Origin of the sequence: Streptomyces sioyaensis (assembly GCF_004122735.1) — a bacterium.
Taxonomy (GTDB): Bacteria; Actinomycetota; Actinomycetes; order Streptomycetales; family Streptomycetaceae; genus Streptomyces; species Streptomyces sioyaensis.
On the sequence record NZ_SDIF01000069.1, the window covers coordinates 1 to 13,815 of the forward strand.

General features: G+C 72.7%; 12 protein-coding genes and 1 pseudogene. 6 read left to right on the top strand and 7 right to left on the bottom strand.

Translation table 11 applies throughout. The features are described from left to right. Positions 1–76: 76 nt before the first annotated feature. The 3 genes and pseudogenes from EST54_RS21975 to glpK all read left to right on the top strand — a co-directional run. Positions 77–1,258, top strand: a pseudogene (locus EST54_RS21975) (lipid-transfer protein); the annotation flags it as partial. Between the two features lie 293 nt (positions 1,259–1,551). Beyond that, positions 1,552–2,319 carry an MIP/aquaporin family protein gene (locus EST54_RS21980; RefSeq protein WP_129249432.1) on the top strand — a complete coding sequence of 256 codons (768 nt, stop codon included), beginning with the start codon at positions 1,552–1,554 and terminating at the stop codon, positions 2,317–2,319. A 74-nt stretch (positions 2,320–2,393) separates the two neighbouring features. Beyond that, complete coding sequence (gene glpK, locus EST54_RS21985) at positions 2,394–3,932, top strand: glycerol kinase GlpK (RefSeq protein WP_129249433.1); 1,539 nt, start codon at positions 2,394–2,396, stop codon at positions 3,930–3,932. 152 nt (positions 3,933–4,084) lie between these two features. On the opposite strand, the gene EST54_RS21990 is transcribed toward glpK, so the two are convergent. The 6 genes from EST54_RS21990 to EST54_RS22015 all read right to left on the bottom strand — a co-directional run bounded on the left by EST54_RS21990 (position 4,085) and on the right by EST54_RS22015 (position 10,414). After that, positions 4,085–4,696 (bottom strand): GTP-binding protein, encoded by a 612-nt coding sequence (locus tag EST54_RS21990; protein WP_129249434.1) that lies wholly within the window; start codon positions 4,694–4,696, stop codon positions 4,085–4,087. Positions 4,697–4,923: 227 nt separating this feature from the next. Next, a complete protein-coding gene (locus EST54_RS21995; RefSeq protein WP_129249435.1) occupies positions 4,924–5,535 on the bottom strand; it encodes a TetR/AcrR family transcriptional regulator in 612 nt (203 codons plus the stop codon). Between the two features lie 58 nt (positions 5,536–5,593). Further along, positions 5,594–6,463, bottom strand: a complete 870-nt coding sequence (locus EST54_RS22000) for an alpha/beta fold hydrolase (RefSeq protein WP_129249436.1) — start codon at positions 6,461–6,463, stop codon at positions 5,594–5,596. 190 nt (positions 6,464–6,653) lie between these two features. Then, complete coding sequence (locus EST54_RS22005) at positions 6,654–7,067, bottom strand: DUF742 domain-containing protein (protein ID WP_129249437.1); 414 nt, start codon at positions 7,065–7,067, stop codon at positions 6,654–6,656. A 30-nt stretch (positions 7,068–7,097) separates the two neighbouring features. Continuing rightward, the gene (locus tag EST54_RS22010; protein WP_129249438.1) at positions 7,098–7,538 is read right to left on the bottom strand and encodes a roadblock/LC7 domain-containing protein; all 441 of its coding nucleotides are present in this window, start codon (positions 7,536–7,538) and stop codon (positions 7,098–7,100) included. After that, positions 7,535–10,414 carry a nitrate- and nitrite sensing domain-containing protein gene (locus tag EST54_RS22015; protein WP_129249439.1) on the bottom strand — a complete coding sequence of 960 codons (2,880 nt, stop codon included), beginning with the start codon at positions 10,412–10,414 and terminating at the stop codon, positions 7,535–7,537. Before EST54_RS22015 ends, EST54_RS22010 begins: the two co-directional genes overlap by 4 nt. A gap of 299 nt (positions 10,415–10,713) precedes the next feature. Here EST54_RS22015 and EST54_RS22020 point away from each other — a divergent pair, with 299 nt between their 5' ends. Then, positions 10,714–11,169: a hypothetical protein gene (locus tag EST54_RS22020; RefSeq protein WP_372448109.1), complete on the top strand. Its 456-nt coding sequence runs from the start codon at positions 10,714–10,716 to the stop codon at positions 11,167–11,169. 21 nt (positions 11,170–11,190) lie between these two features. Here the strand turns inward: EST54_RS22020 and EST54_RS22025 are convergent, their stop codons facing one another. Continuing rightward, positions 11,191–11,523, bottom strand: a complete 333-nt coding sequence (locus EST54_RS22025; RefSeq protein ID WP_129249441.1) for a bifunctional 3-phenylpropionate/cinnamic acid dioxygenase ferredoxin subunit — start codon at positions 11,521–11,523, stop codon at positions 11,191–11,193. Between the two features lie 160 nt (positions 11,524–11,683). Between EST54_RS22025 and EST54_RS22030 the strand changes: the two genes are divergently transcribed. Next, positions 11,684–12,490 (top strand): IclR family transcriptional regulator, encoded by an 807-nt coding sequence (locus EST54_RS22030; RefSeq protein ID WP_129249442.1) that lies wholly within the window; start codon positions 11,684–11,686, stop codon positions 12,488–12,490. 229 nt (positions 12,491–12,719) lie between these two features. Further along, on the top strand, positions 12,720–13,805 hold the full coding sequence (locus EST54_RS22035) for an S-(hydroxymethyl)mycothiol dehydrogenase (protein ID WP_129249443.1): 1,086 nt from the start codon (positions 12,720–12,722) through the stop codon (positions 13,803–13,805). Positions 13,806–13,815: the final 10 nt, after the last annotated feature.

Consider the following 13,815-nt stretch of genomic DNA (forward strand, 5'->3'; position numbering starts at 1 on the left):
CCCCCTAGCCCCCCCAAACCCCGTAGCCACCCCACACCCCCCAAGCCCTCCAGCCTCCCCGACCTCCCCAACCCGCGACGTAGCCGTGCTGGGTGCCGGTATGCACCCCTGGGGCAAGTGGGGGCGCAGCTTCGTCGAGTACGGCACCAAGGCGGCCAGGGTGGCGCTCGCGGACGCCGGGCTCGACTGGCGTGCCGTACAGAGCGTGGTCGGGGCGGACACGGTCCGCGGCGGCTACCCCGGGTACGTGGCGGGCGCGACCTTCGCCAAGGCTCTGGGCTGGCAGGGCGCCCGGGTGACCAGCGTCTACGCGGCCTGTGCCTCCGGCGCCCAGGCCATCGGCACCGCGCGGGCACAGATCCTCTCGGGCCAGGCGGACGTGGCCCTGGTGGTCGGCGCCGACGCCGCGCCCAAGGGCTTCTTCGCCCCTGCGGGCGGTGACCGGCCCGACGATCCGGACTGGCTGCGGTTCAGGGTGCTGGGCGCCACCAACCCGGCGTACTTCGGACTGTACGCACGCCGCCGGATGGCGCTGTACGGCGATACGGCCGACGACTTCGCGCAGGTGAAGGTGAAGAACGCGGCGGCCGGCGCGGCCAATCCGTACGCCCGCTACCGCACACCGGTCACCGCACAGGAGGTCGCTGCATCGGCCGTGGTCGCCGATCCACTGCGGCTGCTGGACATCTGCGCCACCTCCGACGGCGCCGCCGCACTCGTCCTGACCAGCATGGACTTCGCACGGCGGCACGGCGTGGCCGATCCGGTGCGGATCCGCGCGGTCTCCACGGCCACCCCGCAGTACCCGCGGACCGTGCTGGACCTGCCGGACATCGCCACCGACTCCGCGGCCGCCGTACCGGAGCCCGCAACCGGCTTCCGAGCCTCGATCGCGCGCACGGCCTACGAGGAGGCCGGGATCGGCCCCGAAGACCTCTCGCTGGCCGAGGTCTACGACCTGTCCACCGCGCTGGAGCTGGAGTGGTACGAGGATCTGGGGCTGTGCGGCGCGGGTGCGGGTGCCGGGCTGCTGCGGGACGGGGTGACGGCGCTGGGCGGGCGGCTGCCGGTGAATGCCAGCGGCGGTCTGAGCTCGTTCGGCGAGGCGGTGCCGGCCCAGGCGATCGCCCAGGTCTGTGAGCTGACCTGGCAGCTGAGGGGACAGGCCGGCGGCCGTCAGGTGCCCGGTGCCCGGGTGGGCATGACCGCCAATCAGGGGCTGTTCGGGCACGGGTCGGCGGTGGTGGCGGTGCGGTGAGCGCGAGGAGTGTGGTGACCGCGGCGAGTGCGGTCCAGGAGGGTGCGGGAGCCGGCGGCCGACGGGGGTGCCCCAAGGCCCCGTCGCATCCGACCGCAGGCGTCAACAACCTCTGCCGCACGCGACCTTGACGCCCCCTCAGCACCGGTGAACACTTCCGGATGCCAGTCGGCACTGCCGTACTCAGGCACCCCGGCCCGGTGGCGGCGGCTGCCCGCTGCCCGCCGGTGGCACGCACCCTGCACGGAGGACCGGGGGACGTCCCCGGGCGAGGCGAGGGCCTAGGAGCCGCCATGTATACCAATGGGGACATCTTCGTCGGTGAAGTGATCGGGACCGCGATACTCATTCTCTTCGGCGCGGGTGTGTGCGCCGCCGTCACCCTGCACCACTCCAAGGCGAAGGGCGCCGGCTGGGTGGTGATCGCCTTCGGCTGGGGCATGGGCGTGCTGGCCGGCGCCTACACCGCGGCACCGCTGTCCGGCGGGCATCTCAACCCCGCGGTGACGGTCGGCTCCGCGATCGTGGGCGGCACGCCGTGGTCGGAGGTGCCGCTGTACGTCCTGGCGCAGATGATCGGCGCGGCGGTCGGCGCCGTACTGGCCTGGGCCCTGTATTACGCGCAGTTCGCGGCCAACGCGGAGCGGGAACTCGCCCAGCCGACGCTGGGGATCTTCTCCACCGGCCCGGAGATCCGCAAGCCGGCCGCCAACCTCGTCACCGAGGTCATCGCCACCGCCGGGCTGGTGCTGCCGCTGCTGTGCTTCGGGCAGAACAAGGGCATCGGCATCGGCCAGGTCCCGGGCGCGCAGGCGGGGGTCTACGGCTCGGGGATCAATGTGCTGCTGGTCGCGCTGCTGGTGGTCGGGATAGGGCTGTCGCTGGGCGGGCCCACCGGCTATGCCATCAACCCGGCACGCGACCTCGGTCCGCGCCTGGTGCACGCCGTGCTGCCGATACCCAACAAGGGCTCCTCCGACTGGGGTTACGCCTGGATACCGGTGGCCGGACCGCTGATCGGCGCGGTGCTGTCCGGCCTGGTCTACCGGCTGGCGTTCTGACCCCGGCGTGTCGCACGGACCGGCCCCAGCCCCCCGCTGCACCCACTCACCAGGACGCCAGGAGGCGTGACGGCATGACGGAGCACACCGGGAAGACCGAGAAATATGTAGCCGCGATCGACCAGGGCACCACCTCCAGCCGCTGCATCATCTTCGACCACGGCGGGGCGATCGTCGCCGTCGACCAGCGCGAGCACCGCCAGATCTTCCCCAGGCCGGGCTGGGTGGAGCACGACGCCACCGAGATCTGGTCGAAGGTGCAGGCCGTGGTGGCGGGCGCGCTGACCAAGGCGGGGCTGCGCGCGGACCAGCTCAGTGCGCTGGGCATCACCAACCAGCGGGAGACCACGGTCCTGTGGGACCGCGCCACCGGCAGGCCGGTGCACCATGCGATCGTCTGGCAGGACACCCGGACCTCCCAGCTGTGCGCGGAACTGGGCGGGGCGGACGGCCAGGACCGCTTCCGGGAGGCCACCGGGCTGCCGCTGGCGAGCTACTTCTCCGGGCCGAAGGCGGCCTGGCTGCTGGACGAGGTGCCGGGGCTGCGGGCCCGGGCCGAGCGCGGCGAGATCGCGTTCGGCACCATCGACTCCTGGCTGATCTGGAATCTGACCGGCGGCACCGACGGCGGGGTGCATGTCACCGATGTGACCAACGCGGGCCGCACGATGCTGATGAACCTCGGCACCCTGCAGTGGGATCCGGCGATCCTGTCGGCGATGAACGTCCCGGCCGCGATGCTGCCGGAGATCCGGTCGTCCGCCGAGGTCTACGGCACGGCGGTCGGGCAGCTGCACGGGGTGCCGGTGGCCGCCGCGCTCGGCGACCAGCAGGCGGCCGTCTTCGGCCAGACGTGTTACGGCGTCGGCGAGGCCAAGAACACCTACGGCACCGGCTCGTTCCTGCTGCTGAACACCGGCAACCGCCCGGTCCCGTCGAAGAGCGGGCTGCTGACGACCATGGGCTACCAGCTCGGCGGGGAGGCACCGGTCTACTGCCTGGAGGGGTCGATCGCCATCACCGGCGCCCTGGTGCAGTGGTTCCGCGATCAGCTCGGCATCATCGCCTCGGCCGACGAGATCGAGCCGCTGGCGGCGAGCGTCCCCGACAACGGCGGGGCGTATGTGGTCCCGGCGTTCTCCGGCCTCTTCGCGCCCTATTGGCGCTCCGACGCCCGCGGGGTGATCACCGGTCTGACCGGTTTCGTCACCAAGGCGCATCTGGCGCGCGCCGTGCTGGAGGCGACCAGTTGGCAGACCCGTGAGGTGGTGGACGCCATGTTCCAGGACTCGGGCGTACGGATCACCCGGCTCAAGGTCGACGGCGGGATGACCGCCAACCACCTGCTGATGCAGCATCAGTCGGATGTGCTGGGCGTACCGGTGATCCGCCCGGTGATTTCGGAGACCACCTGCCTGGGGGCGGCGTACGCGGCCGGGCTGGCGACCGGTGTCTGGCAGGACCTGGACGAGCTGCGGACCCACTGGCAGCGCGACGAGGAGTGGACTCCGCGGATGGACGGGCCGACCCGTGACCGCGAGTTCGCCCAGTGGCGCAAGGCGGTGGAGCGCAGCTTCGGCTGGCTGGCAGAGGACGGGTCGGCGGCGTCCTAGGCGTCCCGTCCGGTGGGTCAGAACGCCTAGGACTCCTGTCCGGCGGGGCAGTCCCTGGAGACGTACGGCCCGTACCCCGGACGGCGGGGTACGGGCCGTGCTTCCGTGTCCGTCAGGGAGTCGCGGGCCCTCGCCGGCCGGCGCCGCACCCGTCAGGGAAGCGCGGGCTCCCGCCGGCCGATGCCCGTCTCCCTCGCGTGCTCGACGACGGAGATCAACACATCGCGGGCGTCATTCCTCAGCCGGGCGTCACACAGCATCACCGGGACCCCGGGCGCCAGGTCCAGGGCCTCCCGTACGGCCTGCGGCGGATAGCGGTCGGCGCCGTCGAAGCAGTTGACGGCGACCGTGAAGGGCAGTCCGCGGCGCTCGAAGTAGTCGATGGCGGAGAAGCTGTCCGCGAGCCGGCGGGTGTCGGCGAGCACCACGGCACCGAGCGCGCCGCGCGCCAGTTCGTCCCAGAGGAACCAGAAGCGGTCCTGGCCGGGGGTGCCGAACAGATACAGCACCAGCCCCTCGTTGACGGTGATCCGGCCGAAGTCCATCGCGACGGTGGTGGTCGTCTTGGCCTCCACACCGTCGAGGTCGTCGACCGGCCGGCCCGCCTCGGTCAGAGCCTCCTCGGTGCGCAGCGGTTGGATCTCACTGACGGCACCGACCAGGGTGGTCTTACCGACCCCGAAGCCGCCCGCGACCAGGATTTTCAGCGTCACCGGCTCGGCGGCGGCGGACCGGCGGCGACGATCGGAACGCCCAAAGGCCATGGGATTCTTCTCCTGAATTGCCGGGTGTGCGGGTGGAGCTCACGCTTGGTCCCCGGGCGTCGGCGCACGAGGCGGCACGTGCAAGGGAACGGTACAACGTGCTCAGCACGGCGCCCACTTGAGATGCATCACGCCCCCGGTGACACCAGGGGGCCAAGGCCGCCAACCTGCCCAAAAGGGCGCCGGGCAGGGCCGTTGAGGCGGGTGGGCCCGGCCCCGGCGGGCGCTCAGCGCGGGGTGAGGACCTGGGGCCGGTCGAGCAGCCCCAGCAGGTTCACCAGGCTGGATTCGATGAAGGCGCACAGCTCCTCCCGGGCGCCGGGCCGCTCCACCGGCCAGGTGGTGACCGCCTCCTCGGCGAACGCCATCCAGGCGCGGGTGGCGAGTTCGGCCTGCGGGGCGTCCGGCATGCCCAGGCGCCGTCGGCCGTCGTGCACCCGGCGGGCGACGGTCTCGCGGGTGGTGCCGACGATGTCGGTGACCGCGGGGTGGCTGCCGGCGGCGCCCCGTACCAGCGCGAGGTACACCTGCCGGTGCTCCAGGACGTACGCCACGAAGCCCGCGATGAAGGCCCGCATCCAGGCGACCGGCTCCAGGGAGCCGTCCGGTTCCGTCGCGGCGGTGAAGCGGTCGCATTCGGCGCGGACCACCGCGCGGTAGAAGTCGCGCTTGGAGTCGAAGTAGTGGAAGAGCAGTCCGCGGGAGATCCCGGCCCGCCGGGCGACCTCATCGGTGGACAGCTCGTCCAGGGAGCGGTCGGCGAGCATCTCCAGCCCGATACCGACCAGTTGCTCCCTGCGCTGATCGGGGGTGAGTCGGGTGGTGCGTCTGCCGGACATGCGCGCAGTGTACGGCGGCGGGACGGGGCCCGCAGTGGGCTTCCGGCCCGTCCCGGCCTCAGGCGTACTGCTCCAGATGATCCAGGATCTTGGGCGCGACCACGTCGGGGACCTCTTCGGGCAGCCAGTGGCTGGCGCCCTCCAGGGCCTCGAAGCGGTAGGGACCGTCCACCCACTCCCCCGTCGACTCGGCCGCGCCGCGGCCCAGGGCGGTGTCCTCGCTGCCCCACAGGAAGAGGGTGGGGACGCTGATCCGGCCGGCCGGGATCGAGATGACCGACTCGGGGGCGCGGTACCAGTTCAGGGTGGCGGTGAGCGCGCCCGGTGCGGAGAGCCGGCGGACGTTGCCGTCCACGAGGGCGTCGGGGACCTTGCCGGCGTAGGCGGCGCGCAGCCGGGCGGCGTCGTCGGCGAGCAGGGCGGTCTCCGCGGCGCCGTCGTCGCGGCGGAAGAAGCGGACGTAGTCGAGCCGGTGGTGCTGGGTGTCGTCCGTGGAGGCGGCGCGGTTGAGCGCGTCCGGGTGCGGGGTGGCCAGCACGGTCAGGGACTTCAGCCGCTCGGGGTGGGCGCCGGCCAGCGCCCAGGCGACCATGCCGCCCCAGTCGTGCGAGACGAGGTGGAAGCGCCGCGCGCCCTGGGAATCGGCGAAGGCCAGGGCGTCGGCGACGAGTTCGGGCACGGCGTAGTCGGCGATCCGGGGCGGGCGGGCGCGCGGGGAGTAGCCTCGCTGGTCGACGGCGACGGCGCGGTAGCCGGCCGTGCCCAGGGCGGGCAGCACCTCGCTCCAGGAGTCGGCGAACTCGGGCCAGCCGTGCAGCAGCAGCACGAACTCCCCGTCGGCGGGCCCGCAGGCCAGTGCGTCGTAGGTGTGCGGGCCGACCTGGATCTCCAGGCGTTCGAAGGGGTCCGGGGTCTCGTCCGTGGCCATGGCGACGCGTCTCCTCCTGTTGACAGCTGCTCAACAGGCACCGTACCCCGGCGGTTGAGGCGTGCCCAACGAAGCCCCGGCCCGCGGGCGGCACGGCGGGAACCGCTGTCCCGCCCCGGCGCCCGGGAGTGCAGATGGCCGCCGCGCCGGCCGAACGGACCGGGGCGGCGGCCATCGGACCGCGGGGAGTTCACAGCGCGCGCAGGCCGTCGATCACCTCGCGCAGCACCTTCTCGTCCGGCAGCTCGGCCGGCGGTACCGGCCTGCTGACGTGGACCAGGTCCGCATCCAGCAGATCCCCGATCAGGACCCGTACGACGCCGACCGGCAGGTCGAGGCCGGCCGCCAACTCGGCCACCGACAGCGGCTCCTGCCGGCACCGCTCCACGATCTCCACATGCTCGGGCGACAGCATCTGATCGTCGACCGCCTCTTCCGCGCGGCTCTCGGCGATCACCAGCGCGATGAGGTCGAGGCGGTTCTCCGCGGCCGTACGGGTACGGCCGCGGGTCATCGCGTACGGGCGGACGACCGGGCCCGCGTCGTCGTCGAACCAGCGGGCCGTCTCCCGGTCCCGCGGCGCCCGGCCGTCCTGCTCCGTCATCGCGTCACCCTCGCGTCACCCTCGTCGCGCTCAGGCGAAGGGGCCGGACCGGGGCGCGGTGCCCAGGTGCGTGCCCACGCGCTTGACCAGCAGCGTCATCTCGTAGGCGATCAGGCCGACATCGGAGTCCGCGTCGGCCAGCACGGCCAGGCAGCTGCCGTCGCCGGCCGCGCTGACGAACAGGAACGCCTCGTCGAGCTCGACCATGGTCTGCCGGACCTGGCCGGCGTCGAAGTGCCGGCCGACGCCCTTGGCCAGGCTGTGGAAGCCGGAGGCGACGGCGGCCAGATGCTCACCGTCCTCGCGGGTCAGGTCCTTCGACGCCCCGGTGGCCAGGCCGTCGCTGGACAGCACGAGTGCCTTGCGGATGGAGCCGACCCGCTCGACCAGTTCGTCCAGGAGCCAGTTCAGGTCACCGGATCCCTTCGCCGAACCCGGTGCGGTGGAAGCTGCTGCCTTCGGTGCGGTCATGGACCGTGCCCTCCCGATGTGGTTCCTGGTGGTGCGGTGGTGCCCGTGCCGTCGCCGTCGTGCGTGGCGGCGTCACGGTTGCCGGAGCCTGTGGTGTCCTCCGGGCCGGTGGTGGCCGGGGCCGTGAGGTCCGCGGCCGCCGCTGCGGGGGCCGGCGGGTCCTCGCCCGGTGGTGGCGCGCTCTCGCGCGGGTCCTCTCCGTTGTCGCGACGGCCGCGCTGCCAGCCGCGCTGGAGCGAGGCCATGCGGGCGCGGACCGCCTCGGCGTCGCGGTCGTCCGCGGCCGGATGCCGCGCCGGTGCCTGCTCCGCCTCCGCCGGGTCCTTCTTCAGCTGCGGCGCGAGGCTGGCCTGCCGTACCCGGCGGGGCAGGCCCTGGGGCGTGGTCGGGCCGGACGCGTCGTGGTCCTCGACGGGCCGCGGGCCGGCCGGGGGCGGCGGGTCCTGCGGCGCGGCGGACGACGGTGGCCCGGCCTCGGAGCGGCGCGCGTCGCGTTCCTGGGAGCGGGCGCGCTCGGCGCCGGGCCGTTCGGCGCCCCGCTTGCCCGTGGCGTCAGGGTCGTCGACCGTTCTGCCGTGGTCGGAGACCAGCACCGGCGGACGGTGGCGGCGCGGCAGGGGCGCCAGCCCGCCGCCGGGCGCCTGGTCCCGGGTCTGCTGGTGCTGCTCGCCGTCGGGCACGGGCGGCACCGGTGCGATGCTGCGCGGTGCGGAGGACGGGCCGGCCGGGCCCTTGCGGTCCCGGTCGCGGTCGCGCTTCCTGAAGAGGCTGTCCTCGTCGTCGGCGGGAGCCGGCTCGTCCCGGTCGAGCGGCGCCTCCAGTTCGACCGGTCCGTCGATGACGGCCGGCGCGCGCCGCTCCCGCACGGGCAGCGGGCCCGGCGCCTCGGAGAGCGCGGCCAGCTTGCCCGCCGCATGCTCCAGTTCGTTGCCGACCGGGCCGCCGGGCAGGCCGTCCGCGGCGCCCTCGTCGTCGGCCCGGCCGCCCTCGGTGAGCAGCGCCCCCGGGATGAAGACGACAGCGGTGGTGCCGCCGTACGGCGAGGGCTGCAGGGAGACCCGTACGTCCTGCCGCCGGGCGAGCCGGCTGACCACGAACAGCCCGAGCCGGTCGGTGTCGGACAGCTCGAACTCGGGGGTCTCGGCGAGCCGGAGGTTGGCCTCCAGCAGCAGATCGGGAGCCATGCCCAGACCGCGGTCGTGGATCTCCAGGGTGAAGCCGTTGGCGACCCGCTCGCCCAGCACCTGCACGGCGGTGTGCGGCGGGGAGAAGACCGTGGCGTTCTCCAGGAGTTCGGCTATCAGGTGCGTGAGGTCGGACACCGCGGGACCGTCCACCGCGAGCCGGGGCAGTCGGCGGACCTCGATCCGCTCGTAGTCCTCCACCTCGGCGACCGCCGCGCGCACCACGTCCATCAGCTGGATCGGTTTGCGCCACTGCCGGGAGGGGGCCGCGCCGGAGAGGATGACCAGGCCCTCCGCGTGCCGCCGCATACGGGTGGTCAGATGGTCGATCCGGAAGAGGTCGGCGAGTTCGTCGGTGTCCTCGGTGCGCCGTTCCATGGCGTCCAGCAGGGTCAGCTGGCGGTGCAGCAGGACCTGGCTGCGGCGGGCGAGGTTGACGAAGACCTCGGAGACGCCGCGGCGCATCTCGGCCTGCTTGACGGCGGCCTCGATCGCGGCCCGCTGGAGGGTGTGCAGCGCCTGGCCGACCTGGCCGGTCTCGTCCGGGCCGAATTCGAGCCGGGGCGCCTCGGTCTCCACATCGACCTGTTCGCCGGCCGCCAGCCGGCGCATCACGCTCGGCAGCCGTACGCCGGACACCTCGTGGGCGGTCTTGCGCAGCCGGATCAGGTCCCGGACGTGGCGGCGGCCGACGCGGAAGGAGACGACGACCGAGATCAGCAGCACGACGAAGCCGAGGACGCCCGCGATGGCCGCCTTGAGGAGGATGTGCGTGGCGACCGGGGCCACCCGCTCCTGGTAGCGCTCGGCGGCGTCCTTGTCCATCCGGTGGAGGTCGCCGAGCACCCGCTGCGCCGCGGCGTTCCACCGCTCGGCGTTGACCGCGTGCGGTCCGTCCTTCGCCCCGGCGGCGATCACCCGGTCCTCGTACGAGGTCAGCTCGCGCGCCTTCGCCGCGTGCCAGTAGTCCTGGTAGCCGCCGCGGTCCCGGGCGGGCAGGACGGGCAGGCCGACGCGGTAGAGGAGGCGGCGCTCGGCGACCCGGTCGGACACCGACCGCAGATCGCGCGCGCTCATGCTGCCGGAGGCCAGCACCGCGGACATCAGGGCGTCCTCACGGGAGAGGGTCTCCCGGGCACGGGTGAGGGTGATCAGCGCCCGGGCCTGTTTGTCCATCTCCACATTCTCCAGCGCGTGGAGTGCGGAAAGGAAGTCATAGCCGGGATCGACAAGGGAGTTGTAGCTCTCCAGGGCCTCGTCGCGGGTGACGGTGTTGTCCTGGACCTGGGTGCGCAGCGAGCCGAGCGAGGAGAGGCCCTTGAGGACGCCGTGCATCCGGTCGCCGGCCTCTCCGGACAGGTCCTCAAGGGTGTCGCTGGTGTCGGTGTCGGCGCGCAGCTGGGTGACGGCCTCGTCGGTGGCCCGGGTCCGCCGGCGGAGTGCGTCCAGTGCGTCGGCGTCGCGCCGGTCGGCGAGGTACAGCAGACTCTGCCGGCGCTCGTCCTGGAGCGTCAGGATGACGTTCTCCACCGGATAGCCCAGATGCTGTACGACGTTGCCGACGTCCAGCAGCTGGTTGGCCTCACGACCGGTGAGGTAGGTCGTGAACGCCCACAAGGACGTCAGGGACAGCAGTGGTACGAGCAGCAACGCCACGATCTTCCGGCGGACCGACTTCCCGCGAAAGCGCATGGCCTCCCCTACGTCAACCCCGGCGCACGGGGGTGGTGTTCCGTCAACAAACGGCGCGAGCCTACTACTGTCGGGTGACCTAGCCGAAGGCCTCTCGTGACCTCGGGGAGACCGGCCGCGCGGGATCGTCATGAGTTGTCCGCCGATTCCCGGACAACCCGCCCCGCGTTCGACGACCCGGTCCGCGCGTCGGTGTCCGACGGCCTGCCGGGCGGTTGGCCGGTTTTTCTCTACCCCGGGTAACCCTGTGCGGCTCCGGTGCGTGACCATGGAGGGGTACGGGGTACGACACCAGGGGCATGTACCGGGCGAAATGCGGGCAGTCCCCAAGGAGTCGGACACGGGGCACGTGCGGGGAGGGTGACGCGTTCATGGACACCGGCAGACGGCCGTTGTGGCAGGAGGAGCCGGCCACCCGGCCCCGGATGGCGGATCCGGTGCGCACCGCCGCGGTGCGTGCCGTCATCATCGTGGCCCTCACACTGATTCAGGCCATGGTGGCGTTCCTGTGCACGCTGGCGGGCTCCTGGTTCGCGTTCCCCGCGGTACTCAGCACGGTCGCCAGCACCGTGGTCGCCACCTGGGGCGTGCTGGACGTCTGGGTCACCCGGCAGGTGTGGGTGCAGCGCAACGGCGTGCAGTCGCAGCCGAGCTCCACCGCCCGGGAACTGCGCCGGGAGCGGCGCCGCGCGCGGCGGCAGCGGCGCCGGGAGTCACGGGAGGGCCCGTCGCGGGCCTCGCGCACGGCGGCGTGAACGGCCGGGCGGACCCGGGATTCACGCGACGACGGCCGCTTCCCGTACGGCGGGCCGTACATGAATCATGCCGTCCAGGACACTGACCTCGTGGGTGCGCACCGGCCGGCGGGCGGGCAGGCAGGCGGCAGCCCCGGTCCGCAGGTCGAACAGCGCCGCATGCAGCGGGCATTCCACGAAGCAGCCCTCGACCCAGCCCTCGGAGAGCGAGGCGTCCTGGTGGCTGCAGGTGTCGTCGACGGCGTAGAAACCGCCCTCGGCGTGGAAGATCGCGATGGCCGGCGTGGCGTCGTCGATCTCGATCCGTACGGACTCACCCTCGGGCAGGTCCTCGATACGGCAGACGGGAATCATCTGGCCCCCCTCTCGCTGATCGGTATCATGTGTTCTGAATAACGCATCGCAGAGCGCGATGCGCAACAGAATCCAAGCCGGGGAGCGGGCCGTCAAGGGCTTCCCGGCAGATGCCTTCAGACGTGCCCCGCGGGGCCACCGGGTGGTGACACAAAGACCCATGTCGAACACGAACGATGCGGCAGACGACCGGTCCGAGGAACGGCGCGCCGGGGCGGGATCCGTCCAGTCCGTGGACCGCGCGGTGAGCGTGCTGGAGATCCTGGCCAAGCTGGGTGAGGCCGGGGTGACCGAGATCTCGGAGGAGCTGAGCGTCCACAAGTCGACCGCGTTCCGGATCCTCGGGGTGCTGGAGCACCGCGGTCTGGTGGAGCAGGAGAAGGAGCGCGGCAAGTACTACCTGGGCGCCGGGGTGCTGCGGCTGGCCGGCGCCGCGGCCATCCGGCTGGACATCTCGCAGGAGGGCCAGCCGGTCTGCCGGGCGCTCGCCGAGGACACCGGGGAGACCGCCAACATCGCGGTGCTGGACGGCGACGCCGCGGTCAACATCATGCAGGCCAGGGGCTCCGCGGCGGTCACCGCGTACAACTGGCTGGGCCGCCGCACCCCGCTGCACGCCACCGCCAGCGGCAAGGTGCTGCTGGCGCATCTGCCGGCACAGCGCCGGGAGGCCCTGGTGACCCGCAAGCTGCCGCGGTTCACCGAGCACACCCTGACCACGGCGGCCGGCCTGCGCGAGCAGCTGACCGCCGCGCTCGCGGACGGGTTCGCCTGCACCAGCGAGGAGTTGGAGATCGGGCTCAACGCGGTGGCGGCACCGGTGCGGGCGCACGACGGTGCGGTGATCGGGGCGATCGGCCTCTCGGGGCCGGCGTACCGCATGGAGCGGGAGCTGCTGCCCGAGCTCGCGGAGCGGTCCGCGAAGGCGGCTGCCGACCTCTCCCGCCGCATGGGGTACGCGGGTTGAGGCGGCTTGCGGAAAATCCCCCTTGACGGATCCCTTGCGGACTTCCAGCATGTCTCCCATAGCGCAACCAATCGCGCTATAGGCAACACGGAGACAGGGGTGGGCCGCCCACCGCCGCTGTCCCCGCCCGCTCACCGCGCACCACTCCCACCCCTCACAGGCATCCGTGCCACCTCACGCGTGCTACCCGCCCCTGCCGCCACCGCAGGCGCTGTTTTAGGAGTGAGACATGCCGCACGAAGCCCGCGCCGTCGTCGCCCTCAAGAAGGGCGCCCCCGTCGAGGTGCTGCCGATCCTCGTACCCGATCCCGGTCCGGGCGACGTGCTCGTGACGGTCCAGGCCTGCGGGGTGTGCCACACCGATCTGCACTATCGCGACGGCGCGATCGGCGACGACTTCCCCTATCTGCTCGGCCACGAGGCGGCCGGGGTGATCGAGGAGGTCGGCCCCGGCGTCACGGACCTGGCGCCCGGCGACTATGTGGTGCTCGCCTGGCGGGCGCCCTGCGGACAGTGCCGCTCCTGCCGCCGCGCCCGCCCCTGGTACTGCTTCGCCTCGCGCAACGCCGGCCGGGCCATGACCCTGATGGACGGCACGGAGCTGACCGCGGCCCTGGGCATCGGCGCCTTCGCCGAGAAGACCCTGGTCGCCGCCGGGCAGGCGGTGAAGGTCGATCCGTCGGCCCGCCCGGAGGCCGCCGGCTTGATCGGCTGCGGGGTGATGGCCGGCTACGGCGCCGCCGTGCACACCGGCGAGGTGGGCAGCGGGGACACCGTCGCGGTGATCGGCTGCGGCGGGGTCGGCAACGCCGCCATCGCGGGCGCCTCCCGGGCCGGCGCACGACGCGTCATCGCCGTCGATCTCGACGACGGAAAGCTGGACGCCGCCGAGCGGTTCGGCGCCACCGACACCGTCAACTCCCGGGGCACGGACCCGGTCGAGGCGGTCCGTGCGCTCACCGGCGGGCACGGCGCCGACGTGGTGATCGACGCGGTCGGCCGCCCGGAGACCTACCGGCAGGCGTTCTACATGCGCGATCTGGCGGGCACGCTGGTCCAGGTCGGGGTGCCCGGTCCGGAGATGCGCATCGACCTGCCGCTCCTCGATCTCTTCTCGCGCGGCGGCGCACTGAAGTCGTCCTGGTACGGCGACTGTCTGCCCAGCCGCGACTTCCCCGTACTGATCGATCTGTTCCTGAGCGGCAAGCTCGATCTGGAGCGGTTCATCAGCGAGACCATCGCGCTCGACGACCTCGAAGCGGCCTTCGCGAAGATGCAGCGCGGGCAGGTCCTGCGGTCGGTCGTCGTGGTGTGACCGTCCGCAG

What these genes read in the sequence shown, in the direction of transcription:
- EST54_RS21980 (WP_129249432.1), top strand. Translation starts at nt 1,552, where the DNA reads ATGTATACCAATGGGGACATCTTCGTCGGTGAAGTGATCGGGACCGCG.
- glpK (WP_129249433.1), top strand. Translation starts at nt 2,394, where the DNA reads ATGACGGAGCACACCGGGAAGACCGAGAAATATGTAGCCGCGATCGAC.
- EST54_RS21990 (WP_129249434.1), bottom strand. Translation starts at nt 4,696, where the DNA reads ATGGCCTTTGGGCGTTCCGATCGTCGCCGCCGGTCCGCCGCCGCCGAG.
- EST54_RS21995 (WP_129249435.1), bottom strand. Translation starts at nt 5,535, where the DNA reads ATGTCCGGCAGACGCACCACCCGACTCACCCCCGATCAGCGCAGGGAG.
- EST54_RS22000 (WP_129249436.1), bottom strand. Translation starts at nt 6,463, where the DNA reads ATGGCCACGGACGAGACCCCGGACCCCTTCGAACGCCTGGAGATCCAG.
- EST54_RS22005 (WP_129249437.1), bottom strand. Translation starts at nt 7,067, where the DNA reads ATGACGGAGCAGGACGGCCGGGCGCCGCGGGACCGGGAGACGGCCCGC.
- EST54_RS22010 (WP_129249438.1), bottom strand. Translation starts at nt 7,538, where the DNA reads ATGACCGCACCGAAGGCAGCAGCTTCCACCGCACCGGGTTCGGCGAAG.
- EST54_RS22015 (WP_129249439.1), bottom strand. Translation starts at nt 10,414, where the DNA reads ATGCGCTTTCGCGGGAAGTCGGTCCGCCGGAAGATCGTGGCGTTGCTG.
- EST54_RS22020 (WP_372448109.1), top strand. Translation starts at nt 10,714, where the DNA reads ATGTACCGGGCGAAATGCGGGCAGTCCCCAAGGAGTCGGACACGGGGC.
- EST54_RS22025 (WP_129249441.1), bottom strand. Translation starts at nt 11,523, where the DNA reads ATGATTCCCGTCTGCCGTATCGAGGACCTGCCCGAGGGTGAGTCCGTA.
- EST54_RS22030 (WP_129249442.1), top strand. Translation starts at nt 11,684, where the DNA reads ATGTCGAACACGAACGATGCGGCAGACGACCGGTCCGAGGAACGGCGC.
- EST54_RS22035 (WP_129249443.1), top strand. Translation starts at nt 12,720, where the DNA reads ATGCCGCACGAAGCCCGCGCCGTCGTCGCCCTCAAGAAGGGCGCCCCC.